Consider the following 18,964-nt stretch of genomic DNA (forward strand, 5'->3'; position numbering starts at 1 on the left):
TATAAATTTTAGGTTTTAACACTATCTACTTGTTATAAATACAACAAAATTGTATGTTTGTGTTAAATAACTATAATTTTATGAGAACTATACTCATTATTGGTGCAGGAAGATCGGCTTCGTCGTTGATTCAATACTTACTTTCCAAATCAGAAAAAGAAGAATTGCATCTCATTATTGGGGATTTATCGCTTGAATTGGCTCAGAGAAAAACCAACAATCATCCTAATGCGACTCCAATAGTTTTAGATATATTTAATATGCAACAAAGACAAGATGCGATTCAAAAAGCTTCTGTCGTTATCTCAATGTTGCCCGCCCATTTGCATATTGAGGTGGCGAAAGATTGTATTTTGTTCAATAAACATATGGTTACGGCTTCTTATATCAGTGAAGCGATGCAATCTTTGGATGAAGAAGCCAAAGCCAAAGGACTCATTTTTATGAACGAAATTGGTTTGGATCCTGGAATCGATCACATGAGTGCTATGAAAGTTATTGATGACATCAAAGAAAAAGGAGGAAAAATACTTTTATTCGAATCCTTTTGTGGTGGATTAGTCGCTCCAGAATCAGATACCAATATTTGGAATTATAAATTTACATGGGCACCAAGAAATGTGGTGTTAGCAGGTCAAGGTGGTGCGGCCAAATTCATTCAAGAAGGCGCCTACAAATACATACCCTATTGCAATTTGTTTCGCAGAACCGAATTTTTAGAAGTGGAAGGTTACGGTAGATTCGAAGCTTATTCTAATCGTGATTCTTTAAAATACAGATCGGTTTACGGCTTAGATGATGTGCTTACTTTATATAGAGGTACTATTCGCAGAGTAGGATTCTCTAAGGCATGGAATATGTTTGTACAATTAGGAATGACCGATGATAGTTATATCATGGAAGGCTCCGAAGCAATGACCTATCGACAGTTTGTGAATTCCTTTTTGCCATATCACCCCACGGATTCAGTAGAGCTAAAAATGCGACATATTCTCAAAATTGACCAAGATGATATTATGTGGGATAAATTAGTCGAGTTGGATTTGTTCAGCCGTATCAAGAAAGTAGGTTTGAAAGATGCGACACCCGCTCAAATTTTAGAAAAGATACTTTCTGATAGTTGGACTTTACAACCTGAGGATAAAGATATGATTGTCATGTATCATAAATTTGGTTACGAATTGAATGGCGTAACTTCTCAAATCGATTCTAAAATGGTATGTATTGGCGATGACCAAATGTATACAGCGATGGCAAAAACAGTTGGACTTCCCGTTGCAATGGCAGCATTGTTAATTTTAAATGGTAAAATACAAACTAGTGGTGTACAACTTCCTATTCAAAAAGAAGTTTACGAACCCATCCTGAAAGAATTAGAGTCATACGGCGTTGTTTTTCATGAACAAGCCATGCCTTATATGGGCTACAATCCTGATAAGTAAATTTTATATACTGCAGATTTAAAAGAATTAAACGGATTTTCAATGAAGAAAATCCGTTTTTATCTGAACTATTATTTTACTTTCCTTGTACCAAAATTATTTCAACGGATTTTGGTCCTTTTGTATTTTGTCCATCTTCAAATTTTTGAGCAGTTTGATTGTCTCTTTTAGAGGCAGGTGGCGGAGGCGGTGGGAGATGTATCATCTCTTTTTTTGAAAGTTCATTAAATTTTTTCTTTCCAATTAGAGTTCCATTTTCATCTTTAATTACAAAAATGGTTTTTTCAAAATACTTTTCAATACCTGAAATTTGCGTTTTGGCTTTTTTATCATCATCAAAAGCTGCTGCAGACTCTTTGAAATTGTTAGTTTTATCCCATTTATCTTCACAATTCCGAGTACCTATTATTTCTTTTCCCCCAAATTTTTTCCATGAATCTTTTAAATTTTTTTCAAAATAATCTTTTGTATAGAAGTTATATTGAAATGGCTGTGGAAATTTAGTGTTTCTTGCGTTTTTCTTAACTGAACTGCCTGTAAAATATACAAAGTCAGTAGCAACATATTGATTTAATTGCATATTTGGAAAATGTTTCCCATCAATCCATATCGCATATTTTGACTTGTTTTTAAAATCAGTAAACTCTTTTTCAGTAGGGGATTTCTCTATAAATGGGGTTGGAACATAATCGGGAACATATTTGTCTTTTTCCTCTGAAGTTAGTTCTTCGTATTGTTTATCAATGATAGTTTTTTTACTGCAATCCTTGAAAATAATTCGTACTCCAGCATAATATTCATCTTTTCTATTTTTTGTTGAGTTTTCTTTTTTATCAGTTTGAACTTTATCTGACACGTTATTTTCTTGGGCAACAGTTTCAAAGCAAAAAAAGTATACTAATCCACAAATAAATGGAATGATAGCGATTTTTTTTAAAATTGCTTTGGTTCGTGAGGTGGTTTTTGTCATCATAATGAGGCGTTTTTTTGTTAAAAAATAGTTTAAATTACTTGCTAAATGATATGTAGTATAGCTGTTAGCTTTTGTAAGAAGTAAATTTTGATAAAAGGAAACATTATTATAAGTAGCTATTACTTTTTCATCGGCTAGGAATTCATGATTGAGTTGTATGGCTTTTTTGTACAACAAAAACAAAGGATTGAACCAAAAGATCGTTTTTATCAATTCTACAAATAGAACATCTAGCGTGTGCTTTTGATTGACATGGGTCAATTCGTGTGCAAACAATTCTTTTTCAATTTTGCGTTCTTGGTATTCCGTTTCATTGATGAAAATAGAATTCATAAAAGTATGCGGTAACACGGATTCTTGTAATAAAACTAAAGTTGCGTTTTGAAACGAAAGTGTTGTGTTATGCTTTTTTAATTGATAAAAAGTGATGATATTTCGAGTAAATCTAAATAGTAAAATTGCAGTTACTAAAACATAAATACCCCATAGTGTTTGTTCCAGATAATTGGTTTCTTCTGCAACTACCATAGTTCTTCCCGAAAAACCCATTGGAATTGGAGTGTTCACAGGAGTAGTAATTTCTTCTATTATTTCAATTGAAATAAAAGGAATTAGAAGTGAAAAAATCAAGCTAAGCAACAAGTAAAAGCGATTGAAATGATGCATTTTTTCCTTTTCTAGAAAAAGCTGATATACTACCAATAAGATAGTGGCAGTAATAGTCGAAGTTAGCAAGTACTGTATCATGATTTCTTTTTTTGGATTTCGTTATCGATGATTTTTTTTAGTTCCTCTAGTTCTTTGGCGGTTAGGTTTGTTTCTTTGGTAAAAAACGAAGCAAATTGAGAAGCAGAATTATTAAAGAAATTACTAATTAGTCCATTGACGTGTTTAGAGAAGTAATCCGTTTTTTTGATCAATGGATAATATTCCCGTGAGTTTCCAAATTCATTGTAAGCAACGAATTTTTTGTCAATCATCCTTTTTAATAAGGTTGCAATGGTTGTTGTAGCAGGTTTTGGTTTAGGGTAGGCTTCGAGTAGGTCTTTCATAAAGGCTTTTTCGAGTTGCCACAAATGCTGCATCACTTGTTCTTCGGCGTTGGTGAGTTGTTGCATAGTTTATTGTTTTGTGTTTTTTATTTCTTTTTCTGAGATAAGTTCTCCCTTGTCGTACAATCGGGTGAGGATTAAATCTTTATTGGTGTCAAAATATTCCCATTGGCCGGAATAAAACCAATGAATGTCTTTCCCTTTTTCAATTAACTGTGTAATTCCTTTGGCTTGAAGCGCTCCATTGGGGTGGTAAAAACGTACTTTGCAATACTTTTTTTTATAGGTTTCTTTTTTGATGATTTTGCCATTGGCATAATATTTCCATTTTTTGACTGGCTCTCCTTCTTTGTAGCTACCAATAGATTTGTATCGAATGGTGTCCAAAGTATATTCTTCAATCCATTTGCCGTGCATTTTTTTATCTTTCTTTTGATTGATGTGTTGTACTTGGCAACTACATAAAAGAAACAGTACAAATAGTAAGATTGGTTTTGTCATTGCTCTACAGAATAATACATTGTTCTACAAATGTAGAGTAAAAAATAATACGTGCAACAAAATGAGTAACTTTTTTTAAATGTGTGGTTTAGAAACGGTTTTGCGTAAGGGGTCATCCGCTTTTTCTGCGGGTTACGCCCAAAAAAAAAATCCGCTCATTCTGGAGAACGAGCGGATGTTTATGTAAAAAAAGTGTTTATTTGCTTAACTCTACAAAATATTTATAGAAAAGTGGAATGGTTTCGATTCCTTTGAGGTAATTGAAAATTCCGAAATGTTCGTTTGGTGAATGAATCGCATCGGAGTCTAAACCAAATCCCATCAAGATGGTTTTGCTTTTCAATTCTTTTTCGAATAATGCAACGATAGGAATGCTTCCACCGGAGCGAACTGGAATGGCTGGAACGCCAAAGGTTTCTGTATAGGCTTTGTTAGCGGCTTGGTAACCAATGCTGTCGATTGGAGTAACATAACCTTGGCCACCGTGATGCGGTTTTACTACAACACTCACGCCAGCTGGAGCAATACTTATAAAGTGTTTGGTGAACAAATCGGTAATCACTTCCCAATCTTGATTAGGTACTAAACGCATCGAAATTTTTGCATAAGCTTTGCTAGCAATGACCGTTTTGGCTCCCTCTCCTGTATAGCCTCCCCAGATTCCATTCACATCGAGTGTTGGACGGATAGAATTACGCTCATTCGTGGTGTAGCCTGTTTCGCCATATACATCATTGATGTCTAATGCTTTTTTGTAGTTTTCCAAGCTAAAAGGTGCTTTGCCCATTTCGGCTCTTTCTTCCAGAGATAATTCTTCTACATTGTCATAGAAACCTGGAATGGTAATGTGATTGTTCTCGTCGTGAAGCGAAGCAATCATTTTGGATAAGATGTTGATTGGGTTGGCTACAGCTCCACCGTATAAACCAGAATGTAAATCACGGTTAGGGCCAGTCACTTCCACTTCTACATAACTCAATCCCCGTAATCCTGTAGTGATGGAGGGTTGCTGATTAGAAATCATTCCCGTATCCGAAATTAAAATCACATCGTTTTTTAATTTCTCGGTATTATTTTCAACAAAGGTTTTCAAGTTGACACTGCCAACTTCTTCTTCACCCTCAATCATGAATTTTACATTACAAGGTAACGTATTGCTTTGAATCATGTACTCAAAAGCCTTTACGTGCATGTACATTTGACCTTTGTCATCGCAAGCACCACGAGCAAAAATAGCACCTTCAGGATGAATCGCTGTAGGCTTAATTACGGGCTCAAAAGGCGGAGACGTCCAAAGTTCTATTGGGTCTGCGGGTTGTACGTCATAGTGCCCGTATACTAAAACGGTTGGTAAATTAGGATCGATGATTTTTTCACCATAAACAATCGGATAGCCTGCGGTTTCACAAATTTCTACTTCATCGCAGCCTGCTTTTTCTAAACTTATCTTAACGGCTTCTGCAGTATCTAGTACATCTTGAGAGAAAGCAGTGTCCGCACTAACGGAAGGAATTTTCAATAATTCTATTAACTCGTTGATAAAGCGTTCTTTATTTTCCTGAACGTAACGTATTCTATTTTCCATTTTGGAGGTTTAATTTTATCATTTCAAATGTACAAAAAAATGATTATTATTTTTTTTTAAAATTCCTTTGAAAATTAGAACTTATGCTTATATTTGCACCCACAATAACGCGCGGATATGGCGAAATTGGTAGACGTGCCAGACTTAGGATCTGGTGCCGCAAGGCGTGTAGGTTCGAGTCCTATTATCCGCACAAAAGAGCTTCTCATTTAGAGAAGCTTTTTTTTTGGAGCAATATTATTTTTTTAATCTTTAAATAACAAATAAAATAGTACATTTAGAGCCTCATTGCTAGATATCACTTTTTGTTGCTAATTTAAAATTTTTCAAAAACATAATGACAACCTTTCTACATCCCTTCAAAGATTTAGTTTCTAATGATCTTACAGTAAAATTAGCTTCTCTATGCAATGAACGGGAAAATCAATTAAGAAAAACCTACGAAGTTTGTATTTGCACCATCTTAGTAGGAATTAAGAATTGCAAAGACTTGGATGTTTTATTAAAAGCTGTTGATGAAATAGAAGTTTCTTTTGAAAAACAATTAGATAGCTTTCATACTTGTGACAACTTATTTTCTGAGGCATTTATGTATCTTAATCGCTTATTTCCCAATAAAAAAGAGCGCTTGTCTGAGATGATTTCAAATGAGATTTGCATTAAAAGTGAATCTGCAAGACTAGTTTTCAATTTAATCACACTTTTAGTGTTGACAAATCTAAAGAAGGAAGTTCCTAAAAATTTATTTTCGATACTAGACAAAGAAGCGTCTTTATTGTATGGCAGTTTGCCCAGAGGTGTTCGGTTATTATTAGGAATTCCAAATGCTGAGAGGGCATATGATTACTCGGAAAACAAAACACAAGAAGTAGCTACTTTTTCTTTTTTTAGTTTTAGAAAGTAAAATAAGAAACAGTAAGATGAATAAAACAAAAGGGATATTGAAGTGCTCAACATCCCTTTTTGTTTGAAATTACTTTTTAGCAATCCAATGATTGATTTTAGTTTCTAATAAAGCCAAGGGCAAACAACCGGATTCTAATACTTTTTCATGATATTTTTTAATATCAAAACCACTACCCAACTTGATTTTTGCTTTCTCTCGGAGTTCCATAATCTTGAGTTGGCCCATTTTATAGGAAAGTGCCTGACCTGGAATAGCCATATAGCGTTCTATTTCAGCAATGATACTAGCTTCGCTCTCCGCTTCGTTTTCTGAGGAATATTGGATCGCTTGCTCTCTAGTCCAGCCTTTGCTGTGCAATCCAGTATCTACCACCAAACGGATGGCGCGATGCATTTCGTTGCCCAACATTCCAAAATATTGATAAGGGTCTTGATACAATCCCAATTCTTTACCTAAACTTTCGGTATACAAAGCCCAGCCTTCTCCATAAGCACCAAACCAATTGTACTTTCTAAAATCAGGCAAATTTGCATTTTCTTGCTGCAAAGAAATTTGAAAATGGTGTCCAGGAATGGCTTCATGCAAAAATAAATCTTCGTCTCCATACACATTGTAGCTTTTAACATCCGGAATCGGAACATAGAAAATACCCGGGCGACTCCCATCAACCGTACCTTGATTGTACTCTGCACTAGCGGTTTTTTCTCTAAATAATTCAGTTCTTCTTACCTCAAATTTGGTTTTGGGTTGTAATGAAAACAATTGATTTACTTTAGGTTCGATGACGGTATGAATGCGATTGAAATTAGCAATTACTTGCTCTGGCTTAGTAAAAGGCATCAATTCTTTTTTATTCCTAACATGATCAAAAAAAGTTAATAAGCTTCCTTTAAAGCCTACTTGTGCTTTTACTTTTTCCATTTCTCCTCGGATTCGGGCTACTTCTTTCAGTCCCAATTCATGAATGGTTTCTGGTGTGGTTATCGTGGTAGTCCATTGTTTGGCATAACTGCTATACAATTTCTTGCCAATGGCAAGACTTCCTATGCCGCTTGTGCTTCTTGAAGCGGGGAGGTATTCGGTTTTTAAAAAAGCAGCCATTTTTTGATACTGTGGAATCAGTTTTGTGGTAATCACCGTGCTATATTTGTTGGCAATATCTTGTTTTGTAGCAGCTGAAAAACTAGACGGGGTAAGTTTTACGGCGGAATAAAACAGATTATCCTCTACTTTCGCAGTGGGCATTTCTTCAAATTGTGGAATCATTTTTAAGGTCAAAGCTTTTGGTAAAACCACCCCTTCTTTGATGCCTTTTTTCATGTAAACCATTGCCGAATCGATCCATTGGCTATACAATTCCATTCTCTTTAGGAAATTGGTGTAATCTTTTTCGGTTTTGAAAGGTTGCGCTCCAGTGCCGCCAGCCATTTGTCCAATAGTCAAATGTGTGCCTTCAAACTGGCTAATGGGCATTAAATTAGTAGGATATTGCAACATTTCCTTGCCTATGGCTATTTCCCATTTCATGATTTCATAGCTGTTGCGCTCTTCTTCGGAAAGAGTTGCTGTATCGATCGTGCTTAATGTCGTTTCGTATTTTTCATAAAAAACTTCTTGCTCTTTTCTATACGAATCGGTCATTTCAAATTGCAACTGGTCGTTGTATTCGTTTTGACCGTTTTGAGTAGCGCCAAGAGGATTTAAGACATTTTTGTCGTCAAAATAATTCTTGGTTAGTGTGGTAAAGTCAGTGGAGTTCGCTTCTTTTTTGCAGCTTATCAATGATATGGAAAGCGCTATGGCTAGTCCAAATATTTTTTTTCTCATGGGATTCAATTTAGTTGTTCCGTAAAACTACTGTATTTTTTGGTAAATTCTAGCCGTGATATACTCTCGAGGCAATAATTTTTTCATTTTTAACTTCTAGCACTTCGGCTACTAATAAGTCGTTTTCATTGGTTACCATTCGGACATACTCCATAAATACTCGATCACCATTAGCAGTTAGGGAAGTTACTTTATACTGCAAACTTGGTAAACGTTCAAAGGCGTCCTGCCACCAAGTTCTTAAAGCTTCTTTTCCTGAGATTAGACCTTGGGTTTCGGGTTGACGTACTTTGAGTTTTGGACTAAAATGAACCGCTTCATCGTCATAAAGTGAAAGTAATTTTTCTAGCTCTTTATTGTTAAAACAGTCGAACCATTTGTAGGCTATAGAGTTTAGTTTTTCTGGAGTCATAAATTTTTATAATTAAAAAATCCCATTGCAATTAGATTGGAATGGGATTGTCTGTTTTAAACGTTTTTCAAATTGATAATTTCTTGATCCGTAAGTAATCGCCAATTGCCTCTTGGTAAATTCTTCTTGGTCAGGCCAGCAAACGAAACACGATCGATGCGTAACACATCATAACTGAATTGTTCAAAAATAGAACGCACCACTTTTACATTAGCCGAGCGTAATTTTAAGCCCACTTCGCTTTTGGGTTCATTTTCAATATAACTCACCTCTTCAACAAAAACGCGATGTCCATCAATTATGACACCTTTGCTGATTTTTTCTAAATCTTCAAATTTCAAGTTTTTGTCCAAAGAAACTTGGTATATTTTGGATGATTTCTGATTAGGTAAAGTGAATTTACGAATCATATCGGTGTCATTGGTAAACAATAACAAACCTGTAGTGTTTTTGTCCATTCTACCAATCGGTGCGATTTTGGAGGTAGTAGAACCTTTTACCAATTCCAATACATTGCGGTATTCTTGACCTTCATCAAGGGCTGTGGTAAAGTTTTTAGGTTTGTTCAGCAAGATGTACACTTTCTTCTCTGGAGTCAAAACTTTTCCATCAAAGTTCACTACATCTGTTGGTTTTACTAAGTATCCCATTTCGGTTACGGGAACACCATTTACCTTTACATTACCAGATTGAATGTAAATATCTGCATCACGTCTCGAACAAACGCCCGAGTTCGAAATGTATTTATTCAAACGAATTTCGTCTTTCTCTTTAAGTCTTTTGGCTACTTGATTGGGTTTTTTAACCACTTTGTCTGCTTCTTCAATTTTAGCAGTTGGTTTTGCTTTTTTAGGCCCTTGTGCCCTTTTTTGCATCGCAGGTTTTGGCTTATTCGAATTGGGTCTTGAACCTGCTGGCCTTGCTCCGCCTCGTTTGTTGTTGCCTTCCTTATTATTCATAATAATCTCTAATTTGGTGCAAAGATACTATTTATATCCTTGTGAAACGATTTTCGATAATTAGAAAACGATAACTAACTAATTTATTAGTAGTTAAGTAGGGTTTTTTAGTAAGTCGATTTGCTTTAGGAGCTGTTTCCTGCTGTCCACTATATCTTTACTGCCGAACCCCGGCAGTAAAGGATGCCGTTCCCATCAGGGCTAGGGAATCCTGCACTAGAGAACGTTTTGCTTAAAAGAAATTACTGTTTGAATAACCAATTTTTACCGTGCCAAAGGACACTTGGGTTAATCAAAACAATGCAAAAAACTCCCGCTACAATCAAAAATTTCAAGATGTTGTGCAATCTAATGTAGTGCGTTTTGTTGTTGGATTGCCATAATAAAAGCAGAAAAAATAGCAGTACAATCAATGAACTATAAAAGTAAATATCCATATAACCCACATCATACAACTCAATCAAAATATATACGGGAACCAACGTTAGAACTGTTAATCCCGTACTGATTCTCTTGGACCAATTTTCTCCATAAAAAACAGGAATAGTGTGATAATTATTAGCCAAATCGCCTTTTAAATTTTCCAAATCTTTTATCAATTCCCGAATCAAAATCAATAAAAACAAAAAAGAAGCGTGGGCGATGATTACAGCAAAATGGTCTTTGTGGCGTTCCAATTCTTCAATCGAAGTGGGTTGATAGTAATACAAAAGAATGGCGAAAAAAGGCCAAACGGCCAGCAATGCCGCTGATAAATTTCCAATAAAAACGATTTTTTTCAATTTATGTGAATAGAACCAAATCAGAAAAATATAGAATGAAAAAAACAGTAAGGCTCGCCAAGAAATAAACCAAGCCATCAAGGCAACAATGAAATTCAAAGTAAAATATACCTGAAGTTTCGTTTTTTGACTCACCAGTCGGTCCAACATCGATTTGTTCGGACGGTTGATTAAATCCTTTTGACTGTCATAAAAGTTATTGATAATGTAACCCGAGGCTATAGCAATCGCCGAAGCAAATACTAAAATAAAAATATTAAAGTCCAATAAAATACTTAGTGCACGTTGTTCTGGAGCCATAATAAAAATAGCCGACAAATATTGTGCAATAATTATGATTGGAATGTTGTACCCTCGAATAACAGAGAACAAACTAACGATTTTTGATAACAATAGCTTTTGCTCTCGTTGCATCATGAATGGCTTCTGAAAGTTTTTTAGAATTGGTATACTACTTCAAGTTTGTAGTCTTTTAGAGCAGCTTTAGCACGTTCCAAGTCTTGTGTGAAACCTAGAATATAACCGCCGCCTCCAGAACCGCAAAGTTTTAAGTAGTAGTCGTTCGTGTCAATTCCTTGTTGCCATACCCCGTGAAATTGTTCAGGAATCATTGGCTTGAAATGATTTAAAACTACCTTAGACAATTTCTTTGTATTGCTAAACAACGCTTTGATGTCTCCAACAAGGAAATTCTCTACACAAGCATCTGTATGTTTTACAAATTGAGATTTCAACATATTACGGAACCCTTGGTCTTTTAGGTTTTCCATAAAAATATTTACCATAGGTGCTGTTTCTCCTACAATCCCAGAATCTAGCAAAAACACAGCGCCTTTACCGTCAAAACTTTGAGTCGGAATGCCTGTGGCTTCAATATTATCTTTAGAATTGATTAAAATCGGAATGCTTAAATAGCTATTCAATGGATCTAATCCAGAACTTTTTCCATGGAAAAAACTTTCCATTTGAGAGAAAATGGTTTTTAAGGCTAATAACTTCTCACGTGTTAAGTTTTCTAAAACAGTAATTTTATGTTGTGCGTATTTGTCATAAATAGCCGCTACCAAAGCCCCACTACTTCCTACGCCATAGCCTTGCGGAATGCTAGAGTCAAAAAACATACCCTCGTTCACGTCTTTTTGTAAAGTAGTGATGTCAAATTGCACTAAATCTGGTTGCTCTGTTTGTAGGGTTTCCAAATAGGTTACAAATCGTTTTAAATGACCATTAGAAGCTATCGCCTCTTGCGAAGGATGGTCCTCTTTTTTAAGGGCACCATTGTAAAAGTTATAAGGAATTGACAATCCTTTTGAGTCTTGAATGATTCCGTACTCTCCGAAAAGTAATATTTTTGAGTAAAATAAAGGTCCTTTCATGTGTATAGTGCTATTATTTTATTTTTTTAATTTTTGTTGGGTCTTGTCTAGTGTCAAACACAGCCACGACAACGATATGTTTTTGGTTAAAATGATAAAAGAGACTAGCTTGTTTGGTAATTACTCCTTTTCGGATTTTTTTATTAAGATGCGAAATAGGAAATAATTCTGGATTATCAACTAGTAGCTGCAAGGTATCATTTATTTTATTTGCAAATTTTATTTTCGTGTTTTCATTCCATTTTGATTGCAAGTAATCAAAAATAGTTTTCATTTCTGATTGCGCTTTTGGCGTGATTACAACCGTTCTTTTCATTACTTCAAATAAGGTTTGATAAAATCATCAAACGAAACGAATTCCCCATTTTCATATTGTTTCAATGACTCATTGATTTCAAACTGTTGCTCTTGTGTCAGTTCTTCCCAAAAATCTTTTTTCGAAGCATTGAAAATCTTTTTAATGGCGGCAACAATAGTTACATCTTGTGTTGCTTCCAATAATTTGATTAATTCCAGTTTCTCTAATTCGATATCCATTTGCTAATTTATTTAGTCATCAAATTATTTTCTTAATTTTTGTTGGGTCTTGCCTAGTGTCAAATAGGGACAAAAGACGTATTTCTTGATTGTTAAAGTTATAATAAAGTGTGGTTTGTTTCGAAATCACACATTTTCTTACATCTTTGTTTGCCTCTGATTTTGGAAAAATTTTGGGGTCTTTTTGTATCAAACCAACAAAACTATCAAGTTTTGAAATGAATTTTTCTTTGGTTGGTTTAGAGAATCTATATTCTAGATATTCGACTAATTCTTCCAATTGCAATTTAGAACGTCGAGAAAAAATTATTTTTCTCATTTTCGATATTTTGACATTACTTCTTCATAAAGAAAATAGTCTCCTCGGTCAATTTCTCTTTCCGATTCTTCAATTTGATCTCTTTGCTCCTGTGTCAATTCTTCCCAAAAATCTTTTTTCGAAGCATTGAAGATCTTTTTTATAGATGCAATAATAGTCGTATCGTTGGTTGCTTCCAATAATTTGATTAATTCCAGTTTTTCTAATTCAATATCCATAACCGTTTCATTAGAGATAGGTGTCAAAGATAGCAAAAAACAGTTTACAATGTTGCAGCACCAAACCCAATTTGGTCGCAAAGGTACTGACCATTCTGACAATAGCCAACTAATTCACTTTGAATAAATTGTAAAACAGTTTCTTTTACGTTTTCAGGGTACAAAACGTGCACATTCGCCCCTGCATCTAAGGTAAAACAAACAGGTGTTTTGGTTTCGTTTCTGTACTTCCAAATGGCGTTGATAATCTGTAACGTGTTTGGTTTCATTAGAATGAAATACGGCATAGAAGTCATCATCATCGCGTGCAAGGTTAGCGCCTCGCTTTCTACAATTTTGATGAACGCTTCTAAATCACCAGTTTCGAATATTGGAATTAACTGGTCAATGTTCTCATGCGCTTGTTCAAAACGACGTGCGGCAAAAGGATGCTCGTGCATTAAATCATGCCCCACCGTACTGGACACTTGTTTTTCACCTTTGTCAACCAATAAAATAGTGTCTTGATAATTCTCAAAAACCGAATGTACTTTTCCTGAAAAAGGTACACCAAAAAGGTTTGAACTTCCTTCAATATTGGCTTGGTCTCCCCAAACTACCAGATTTCCTTTTACACTTCTGCAAGCACTTCCGGAACCTAAACGAGCCAAAAAAGAAGCTTTTTGATAAAAATAATCTTCGGTCATTTCAGGGTTTAATGTTTTTTCAATACTCATAAAATTCATAGCCAAAGCCGCCATCCCCGAGGCCGAAGATGCAATTCCAGAACTGTGCGGAAAGGTGTTTTGGGTATTGATAGTAAAATGATAGTCTTTCAAAAAAGGCATAAACGGAGCCATTCGCTCCAAGAATTTCTGAATCTTTGGCTTAAAATCTTCTTTAGGTTGACCTTCAAAAAGCAAGTCAAAAGAGCAATCGCTTGGATTGTTTTCGTTGATAGAAGTCGAAAGGTCTTTCTTTTCAAAAGCTACACCAGTAATGGTTTTACAGTTATTTAGTGTAAAACTTATAGATGGATTGGCTGGTATTTGATGACCCAAATCGTCTCTTTTTCCCCAGTATTTTACTAAGGCTATATTACTTGGAGCACTCCACTCGAAAAAACCTTTGTCAATATTTTGGGTGTATGCTTGAGTAGGTATAAAAGTATTCGTATCAGTCATGAAAGATAAAATTTTGGCAAAGATACTTTTTTTGATTTATAGTGCTTTAAAATTATTTTTTATAACTTTTTTGAAGCTGTTTTTATTTTGTAGGTTATAAATTTAATTAGATACTATTTATTTGTAATTTACGTTGTTGATTTATTACTCTTTGTCTCTTTTAGTTTTAACTTTTAATATCAGCAGTATGAATAGAAAAGAATTTTTTGCTCGTGTAGGTTTTGGCGCTGCGGCTGTATTAGTACCCGCTTGTATAGCAGGTGTAGCTACAAGTTGCTCCAATGATAATTCGAGTGGAGGTAATCCTGCGCCAACAGGAGTTGATTTTTCGGTTGATGTGAGTACTGGCACCTTAGCGACTAATGGCGGATTTATGGTTACCCAAGGAATTGTCATTGCCCGCACTTTGACAGGCAGTTTTCTAGCTGTTTCGGCTTCATGTACTCACGAAGGGACGAATGTAAACTACAGCGCAAGTGGGAATAAATTTGTTTGTCCTAATCATGGTGCTCAATTTAGCAGTACCGGTGCAGTAACAGCGGGTCCGGCTACCAGAAACTTAACTGAGTACAAAACCACATTAAACGGGAACTCGCTAAGGGTTTTTTCTTAAGTAATAGCCTGCTATTTATTTTACAATTTATACATTTGAAGAAAATATCTTTATAATTCTCAAATGAATAAACTCTCTCGCATTCTCATCGTAGTAGTCACTTGCTTGGCTATAGGTTATTTTTCAAGTACCGTTACCAAAACAGCGATTTTAGATTGGTATCCAACTTTGGTTAAACCTTCTTTTAATCCACCGAATTGGGTTTTTGCGCCTGTTTGGAGCTTGTTGTTTGTCATGATGGGTGTTGCGGCGGGTTTGGTTTGGGATAAAATCGAATGGAATCGACCGATTGTCAAAAAAGCGTTGACACTTTTTGCGATACAATTGGCCTTAAATGCCTTGTGGTCGTATTTGTTTTTTGGATTGCATAATCCTTTTTTAGCAGGAATTGAAATTATTATACTTTGGTTGATGATTTATGAAACCTATCTTCAGTTTGCTAAAATCAATAAAATTGCTGGCTATTTATTGTTGCCTTATTTGGCTTGGGTGAGTTTTGCTACGGTACTAAATATAAGTATTTGGTGGTTGAACAAATAGTTTTTTTAAAATCTCACCCCTCCGCATTCGCCACAGTAAATCATCTTGTCAAAGTATTTTGGAGATGGATTTCGCCTGTAATCTTGAGTATAAAGTTGGGGATTATTTTGTTTCTAATGAATTCCAAATTACCAATATTTGTTTTTCAGATTTCAGCAAGGCATTCACATTTAAAAAATTAGCCATTAATAGCACAAAGTTGGTGCTAAATTTTAGAATTTAATGGCACTAATTATAAAGATTTTTAAGAATTCGTGGAATAAAAAACGCTATAGATTAATTGTCTATTGGCGTTATTCTTGGCGGAAATTGTTGAGTAGAAAAGTTTTAAACTAATTTTTTGTTGTGAAATTTTTGCCAATGTAGCCACAAAATAGTAGAGCTATAAATTCAAAAAAGCCCTTCGCCTAAGCGAACAGCTTTTCATTGGTCTAACTACTAAACCGCGCTACGAGTTACAAATTCGTAGCAAACAACACAACTAATTTTAGATACCGTATGTGGGCAAAAAAGCACTTCATCTCTGAAGTGCTTCTCCCAATATTGCGGTCTGGACGGGACTCGAACCCGCGACCCCATGCGTGACAGGCATGTATTCTAACCAACTGAACTACCAAACCTTGTGCCTTATTGCGGTGCAAAGATACAACATCTTTCTACATTTCCAAGCGTTTTATTTAAAAAAAAACAATAAAAATACACATTTTTATCCAAAGTTTTGTTTTTCAATCAAATAGGTAGTCAAAATTTTTTCGAAATTTTCATCTACTCGCACCGGAACATATACAATTCGATTCTGAGCGCAGCTCATTGCTACTTTTTCGGTGTATTGTTTCATTTCTCTTTCATAGGCCTCTTTTACATTATCGGCAAAAACAGCAATTTCTTCTCCGGATTCTAAGTCTACAAAACGCTTAGGAGCGTTATCAAAATCAAAAGTAAACTCTGTTTTGTAATCCATCACATGAAACAACACCACTTTGTGCTTATTATGCTTCAAATGTTGCAAGGCCGCAAATAACTTTTCTTCCGAGGTATTTTCTCCATCTGTCTGAAACATATCGGAAAACAACAATATCATGGATCTGCGATGCATTTTCTCTGCAATTTGATGCAAATAATCCACCGTGTTCGTGGTTTTCCTCGGAGCTTGATTTTCAAGTAAACTTTCAAGCTTATTCAACAACATTCTGTGGTGACGATCACTCCCTTTTTCCGGCGCATAATATTCATAAGTATCCGAAAAAACACTTAGCCCTACCGCATCGCGCTGTTTTTTTAAAATATTCATCAACACAGCCGATGCTAAAACCGAAAATCCTATTTTATTTTCATAAAAAAATTGCGTTTCCGTAAGTTTTGGATACTGCATAGAAGAGGAATTATCAATCACAAGATGACAGCGTAGATTTGTTTCTTCCTCAAATCTCTTGGTATACAACCGATCCGTTTTAGCATATAATTTCCAATCTATATGCCTAGTACTTTCTCCTGCGTTGTACACTTTATGTTCTGAAAACTCAGCCGAAAAACCGTGAAACGGACTCTTATGCATGCCCGAAATAAAACCTTCAACAATTTGATTTGCTACTAATTCTAATTGCTGAAACCGGCTTATTTTATCTATTTGTGATGCTACCTTCATCTTCCAAATATATCAAAAATCAACAGTAGATTCTTTTTTTTTAAGCAGAAAGAAATGCTTTTCAGACAACAATCCTCCAGCCAGCAACTAAAGCTGTTACGGCTACCTCAACGCCACAGCTTGTCGCTTCCGTTTAAACCCAGATTACGCATTAGAAATCTACTACGACTAAATTACTTCACCATTTTTATATTTTTTAGCGGAGTTCAGTGAATGAATTTCTTCTTCAAAACCAAGAACTTACTCCTATTTTTAAATTCAAAATACAAAAGTATTAGCTCATTGGTTTATATTTTTTATAGGTATTCACTGAACGTTGTTTCCTTCTTCAAAAATAGTCCGTGAGCTCTTGCTTTTATTGAATAATTCAGTCTCGCTACGAAGTCTAATGCGGATTCTGGGTTAAACTAAGGACAAACTCCCACCAAATGGATCAAAAATCCTAATATATTTTTCAAAAAAAAAGAGGCTTGACATCCATCAAACCTCTTTTTTACTCATTTTCTACAATGATTACAATAAAGCGTCTAAGCTATCAGCATAGGTCTGCTTAGGAGCCACACCTACTTGTTTTCCAACCACTTCTCCGTTATGGAAAACCAAAACCGTTGGAATATTACGTACTCCGTATTTGGCAGCAAATTCTTGATTAGCATCAACATCTACTTTACCTACTACTACTTTTCCTTCGTATTCATTGCTTAATTCATCAATGATTGGACCTACCATTCTACAAGGTCCACACCATGCTGCCCAAAAATCTACCATTACGGGTTTGTCTGATTTCAAAACTACTTCTTCAAAAGTAGCATCTGTAATTGCTAATGCCATTTTCTATTGGTTTAATTCCACCTAGCCTGAAAGCGAGGCAGTGATTGCTATTTATTTTAATAAGGCCCAAATTTAGGAATTAAAAACCAAAACCAATACATCTTCAAATTAGTTTTGATTATATCCCTATTAGGATGCCTTATGCCCATTCACGCGTCTACATATCAAGATCACGTAATGAATTAATAAAAAAGAAGAGTTGCTAAACATAACAACTCTTCTTTTTAACCTTTATCTAAAATCTATCTATAAACTATATTTCAAACCTAAAGTTAAACCTAACCCGCTAATTCCTACGTATGAACTAATATCCTCTGTTGCTTTTGTAGTATCAAAACCGGCAGCATTAGTCACCTTACTATTAGAAGTTGACGTCAATTTTTCAACATAATTTGAGTGTTTTGCAGCGTAAGAAGCGTCTGCTCTGAAGGTTGTTGGTGTATCCAATTTATCTACACCATTCTCTTTATATACTGTAGTTTCTTTTGTTTTACCATGAACTGTAAAGTTACGGTACTCCACTTCAGCAAAAGCTGATAATTTTTTTCCTAATTTGTATGAAGTTCCTATAGCTGCCATGAAACCTACTGTTGGATTTGGTTTCACTACATCTTTAGCATAGGTTTTAGTTACTCCAAGTGGGTTTGTATAAGTACGATTAGTTTCAATAGTCAAATCTCCGTGAACAGGAACGATAACTCCAACTTTAGAATATGGCTCAAAACCTTTTGTTTCTCCTAAAAACAAAACTAATGCAGGCGCTAAGTCTAAAGCACTAATTTGACCAACAGCAGTACCGGTAACAAAAGTAGGACCCGCTGCCACTAATCTGTTTGTAGTTTCAACCATTGTTTTATCCTTACTATTATAATAGTTAATTCCCATTTCCACTCCTAAACGGGCAGTAAAACGATATCCTACATTGCCTCCAAAACGGAAACCTTCTCCAAAAGAACCCGTAATAGTTTCTCTCGAAAGTAAAGTAGTTCCATTTGCGGCATACACATCCTTATTAGGTGCTTGTCCATTTACCACTGGAAATTCAGTAGCCGCAGTTTGCATAAAATAAGAACCCCCAAGTTTAAAATACCAACTTTCTTTGTTTTTTGTTTGTGCGAATAATGTAGTTGAGATCAACACAAAACTCAATAATGCTAAATTCTTTTTCATAATTTTTTTAAATTGTTGCGACAAAAATAGAATTAAAAAGTATTGAACAAATTTTAGTATGCATGCATACTATTCGCAACTATTTTATATTCAAAAAAATTAAGAACAAATT

General features: G+C 35.1%; 21 protein-coding genes and 2 tRNA genes. 5 read left to right on the forward strand and 18 right to left on the reverse strand.

Features of this window, described 5'->3' with window-relative positions:
• The first annotated feature begins 80 nt into the window (after positions 1–80).
• Positions 81–1,442: a saccharopine dehydrogenase family protein gene (locus ACSVH7_RS01145; RefSeq protein WP_438064862.1), complete on the forward strand. Its 1,362-nt coding sequence runs from the start codon at positions 81–83 to the stop codon at positions 1,440–1,442.
• Positions 1,443–1,518: 76 nt separating this feature from the next.
• Here ACSVH7_RS01145 and ACSVH7_RS01150 read toward each other — a convergent pair whose 3' ends face one another.
• The 4 genes from ACSVH7_RS01150 to ACSVH7_RS01165 all read right to left on the reverse strand — a co-directional run bounded on the left by ACSVH7_RS01150 (position 1,519) and on the right by ACSVH7_RS01165 (position 5,553).
• On the reverse strand, positions 1,519–3,162 hold the full coding sequence (locus ACSVH7_RS01150; RefSeq protein ID WP_438064863.1) for a M56 family metallopeptidase: 1,644 nt from the start codon (positions 3,160–3,162) through the stop codon (positions 1,519–1,521).
• Positions 3,159–3,533, reverse strand: a complete 375-nt coding sequence (locus tag ACSVH7_RS01155) for a BlaI/MecI/CopY family transcriptional regulator (protein WP_438064864.1) — start codon at positions 3,531–3,533, stop codon at positions 3,159–3,161. Before ACSVH7_RS01155 ends, ACSVH7_RS01150 begins: the two co-directional genes overlap by 4 nt.
• Before the next feature lie 3 nt (positions 3,534–3,536).
• Positions 3,537–3,968: a hypothetical protein gene (locus ACSVH7_RS01160; protein ID WP_438064865.1), complete on the reverse strand. Its 432-nt coding sequence runs from the start codon at positions 3,966–3,968 to the stop codon at positions 3,537–3,539.
• 196 nt (positions 3,969–4,164) lie between these two features.
• Positions 4,165–5,553 (reverse strand): dipeptidase, encoded by a 1,389-nt coding sequence (locus ACSVH7_RS01165; RefSeq protein WP_438064866.1) that lies wholly within the window; start codon positions 5,551–5,553, stop codon positions 4,165–4,167.
• 111 nt (positions 5,554–5,664) lie between these two features.
• Here ACSVH7_RS01165 and ACSVH7_RS01170 point away from each other — a divergent pair.
• Positions 5,665–5,746: transfer RNA gene (locus ACSVH7_RS01170), tRNA-Leu, on the forward strand.
• A 144-nt stretch (positions 5,747–5,890) separates the two neighbouring features.
• Positions 5,891–6,457: a hypothetical protein gene (locus tag ACSVH7_RS01175; protein ID WP_438064867.1), complete on the forward strand. Its 567-nt coding sequence runs from the start codon at positions 5,891–5,893 to the stop codon at positions 6,455–6,457.
• A 69-nt stretch (positions 6,458–6,526) separates the two neighbouring features.
• Here ACSVH7_RS01175 and ACSVH7_RS01180 read toward each other — a convergent pair whose 3' ends face one another.
• From ACSVH7_RS01180 to ACSVH7_RS01225, 10 genes are all read right to left on the reverse strand, one after another.
• Complete coding sequence (locus ACSVH7_RS01180; RefSeq protein WP_438064868.1) at positions 6,527–8,287, reverse strand: DUF885 domain-containing protein; 1,761 nt, start codon at positions 8,285–8,287, stop codon at positions 6,527–6,529.
• A 49-nt stretch (positions 8,288–8,336) separates the two neighbouring features.
• On the reverse strand, positions 8,337–8,699 hold the full coding sequence (locus ACSVH7_RS01185; protein ID WP_438064869.1) for a nuclear transport factor 2 family protein: 363 nt from the start codon (positions 8,697–8,699) through the stop codon (positions 8,337–8,339).
• Positions 8,700–8,755: 56 nt separating this feature from the next.
• Positions 8,756–9,658, reverse strand: a complete 903-nt coding sequence (locus ACSVH7_RS01190; RefSeq protein WP_438064870.1) for a pseudouridine synthase — start codon at positions 9,656–9,658, stop codon at positions 8,756–8,758.
• Positions 9,659–9,900: 242 nt separating this feature from the next.
• Positions 9,901–10,857 carry a geranylgeranylglycerol-phosphate geranylgeranyltransferase gene (locus ACSVH7_RS01195; protein ID WP_438064871.1) on the reverse strand — a complete coding sequence of 319 codons (957 nt, stop codon included), beginning with the start codon at positions 10,855–10,857 and terminating at the stop codon, positions 9,901–9,903.
• A gap of 20 nt (positions 10,858–10,877) precedes the next feature.
• Complete coding sequence (locus ACSVH7_RS01200; protein WP_438064872.1) at positions 10,878–11,816, reverse strand: mevalonate kinase family protein; 939 nt, start codon at positions 11,814–11,816, stop codon at positions 10,878–10,880.
• 13 nt (positions 11,817–11,829) lie between these two features.
• Positions 11,830–12,132, reverse strand: a complete 303-nt coding sequence (locus ACSVH7_RS01205; protein WP_438064873.1) for a type II toxin-antitoxin system RelE/ParE family toxin — start codon at positions 12,130–12,132, stop codon at positions 11,830–11,832.
• Positions 12,132–12,353 (reverse strand): hypothetical protein, encoded by a 222-nt coding sequence (locus ACSVH7_RS01210; RefSeq protein ID WP_438064874.1) that lies wholly within the window; start codon positions 12,351–12,353, stop codon positions 12,132–12,134. The genes ACSVH7_RS01205 and ACSVH7_RS01210 overlap by 1 nt, the downstream gene beginning before the upstream one ends.
• 19 nt (positions 12,354–12,372) lie before the next feature.
• The gene (locus tag ACSVH7_RS01215; protein ID WP_438064875.1) at positions 12,373–12,672 is read right to left on the reverse strand and encodes a type II toxin-antitoxin system RelE/ParE family toxin; all 300 of its coding nucleotides are present in this window, start codon (positions 12,670–12,672) and stop codon (positions 12,373–12,375) included.
• A complete protein-coding gene (locus ACSVH7_RS01220; RefSeq protein ID WP_438064876.1) occupies positions 12,669–12,917 on the reverse strand; it encodes a hypothetical protein in 249 nt (82 codons plus the stop codon). The genes ACSVH7_RS01215 and ACSVH7_RS01220 overlap by 4 nt, the downstream gene beginning before the upstream one ends.
• A gap of 17 nt (positions 12,918–12,934) precedes the next feature.
• Positions 12,935–14,053 carry a diphosphomevalonate/mevalonate 3,5-bisphosphate decarboxylase family protein gene (locus tag ACSVH7_RS01225; protein ID WP_438064877.1) on the reverse strand — a complete coding sequence of 373 codons (1,119 nt, stop codon included), beginning with the start codon at positions 14,051–14,053 and terminating at the stop codon, positions 12,935–12,937.
• Positions 14,054–14,240: 187 nt separating this feature from the next.
• Between ACSVH7_RS01225 and ACSVH7_RS01230 the strand changes: the two genes are divergently transcribed.
• The gene (locus ACSVH7_RS01230; protein ID WP_438064878.1) at positions 14,241–14,666 is read left to right on the forward strand and encodes a ubiquinol-cytochrome c reductase iron-sulfur subunit; all 426 of its coding nucleotides are present in this window, start codon (positions 14,241–14,243) and stop codon (positions 14,664–14,666) included.
• A 63-nt stretch (positions 14,667–14,729) separates the two neighbouring features.
• Entirely contained in the window at positions 14,730–15,206 is a 477-nt protein-coding gene (locus ACSVH7_RS01235) for a TspO/MBR family protein (protein ID WP_438064879.1), read from the forward strand.
• A gap of 546 nt (positions 15,207–15,752) precedes the next feature.
• Here ACSVH7_RS01235 and ACSVH7_RS01240 read toward each other — a convergent pair.
• The 4 genes from ACSVH7_RS01240 to ACSVH7_RS01255 all read right to left on the reverse strand — a co-directional run bounded on the left by ACSVH7_RS01240 (position 15,753) and on the right by ACSVH7_RS01255 (position 18,852).
• Positions 15,753–15,826 (reverse strand) — tRNA-Asp (locus ACSVH7_RS01240).
• Between the two features lie 86 nt (positions 15,827–15,912).
• The gene (locus ACSVH7_RS01245) at positions 15,913–16,851 is read right to left on the reverse strand and encodes a DUF58 domain-containing protein (RefSeq protein WP_438064880.1); all 939 of its coding nucleotides are present in this window, start codon (positions 16,849–16,851) and stop codon (positions 15,913–15,915) included.
• A gap of 513 nt (positions 16,852–17,364) precedes the next feature.
• Entirely contained in the window at positions 17,365–17,682 is a 318-nt protein-coding gene (gene trxA / locus ACSVH7_RS01250; RefSeq protein ID WP_024980008.1) for a thioredoxin, read from the reverse strand.
• A gap of 246 nt (positions 17,683–17,928) precedes the next feature.
• Positions 17,929–18,852 (reverse strand): outer membrane beta-barrel protein, encoded by a 924-nt coding sequence (locus ACSVH7_RS01255; RefSeq protein ID WP_438064881.1) that lies wholly within the window; start codon positions 18,850–18,852, stop codon positions 17,929–17,931.
• Between the last annotated feature and the right edge of the window lie 112 nt (positions 18,853–18,964).

This window comes from Flavobacterium sp. TSSA_36, assembly GCF_051547165.1.
GTDB lineage: Bacteria > Bacteroidota > Bacteroidia > Flavobacteriales > Flavobacteriaceae > Flavobacterium.

Bases quoted from the DNA above. Each gene is read 5' to 3' on its own strand.
- ACSVH7_RS01145 (WP_438064862.1), top strand. From the start codon at position 81: ATGAGAACTATACTCATTATTGGTGCAGGAAGATCGGCTTCGTCGTTG.
- ACSVH7_RS01150 (WP_438064863.1), bottom strand. From the start codon at position 3,162: ATGATACAGTACTTGCTAACTTCGACTATTACTGCCACTATCTTATTG.
- ACSVH7_RS01155 (WP_438064864.1), bottom strand. From the start codon at position 3,533: ATGCAACAACTCACCAACGCCGAAGAACAAGTGATGCAGCATTTGTGG.
- ACSVH7_RS01160 (WP_438064865.1), bottom strand. From the start codon at position 3,968: ATGACAAAACCAATCTTACTATTTGTACTGTTTCTTTTATGTAGTTGC.
- ACSVH7_RS01165 (WP_438064866.1), bottom strand. From the start codon at position 5,553: ATGGAAAATAGAATACGTTACGTTCAGGAAAATAAAGAACGCTTTATC.
- ACSVH7_RS01175 (WP_438064867.1), top strand. From the start codon at position 5,891: ATGACAACCTTTCTACATCCCTTCAAAGATTTAGTTTCTAATGATCTT.
- ACSVH7_RS01180 (WP_438064868.1), bottom strand. From the start codon at position 8,287: ATGAGAAAAAAAATATTTGGACTAGCCATAGCGCTTTCCATATCATTG.
- ACSVH7_RS01185 (WP_438064869.1), bottom strand. From the start codon at position 8,699: ATGACTCCAGAAAAACTAAACTCTATAGCCTACAAATGGTTCGACTGT.
- ACSVH7_RS01190 (WP_438064870.1), bottom strand. From the start codon at position 9,658: ATGAATAATAAGGAAGGCAACAACAAACGAGGCGGAGCAAGGCCAGCA.
- ACSVH7_RS01195 (WP_438064871.1), bottom strand. From the start codon at position 10,857: ATGATGCAACGAGAGCAAAAGCTATTGTTATCAAAAATCGTTAGTTTG.
- ACSVH7_RS01200 (WP_438064872.1), bottom strand. From the start codon at position 11,816: ATGAAAGGACCTTTATTTTACTCAAAAATATTACTTTTCGGAGAGTAC.
- ACSVH7_RS01205 (WP_438064873.1), bottom strand. From the start codon at position 12,132: ATGAAAAGAACGGTTGTAATCACGCCAAAAGCGCAATCAGAAATGAAA.
- ACSVH7_RS01210 (WP_438064874.1), bottom strand. From the start codon at position 12,353: ATGGATATCGAATTAGAGAAACTGGAATTAATCAAATTATTGGAAGCA.
- ACSVH7_RS01215 (WP_438064875.1), bottom strand. From the start codon at position 12,672: ATGAGAAAAATAATTTTTTCTCGACGTTCTAAATTGCAATTGGAAGAA.
- ACSVH7_RS01225 (WP_438064877.1), bottom strand. From the start codon at position 14,053: ATGACTGATACGAATACTTTTATACCTACTCAAGCATACACCCAAAAT.
- ACSVH7_RS01230 (WP_438064878.1), top strand. From the start codon at position 14,241: ATGAATAGAAAAGAATTTTTTGCTCGTGTAGGTTTTGGCGCTGCGGCT.
- ACSVH7_RS01235 (WP_438064879.1), top strand. From the start codon at position 14,730: ATGAATAAACTCTCTCGCATTCTCATCGTAGTAGTCACTTGCTTGGCT.
- ACSVH7_RS01245 (WP_438064880.1), bottom strand. From the start codon at position 16,851: ATGAAGGTAGCATCACAAATAGATAAAATAAGCCGGTTTCAGCAATTA.
- trxA (WP_024980008.1), bottom strand. From the start codon at position 17,682: ATGGCATTAGCAATTACAGATGCTACTTTTGAAGAAGTAGTTTTGAAA.
- ACSVH7_RS01255 (WP_438064881.1), bottom strand. From the start codon at position 18,852: ATGAAAAAGAATTTAGCATTATTGAGTTTTGTGTTGATCTCAACTACA.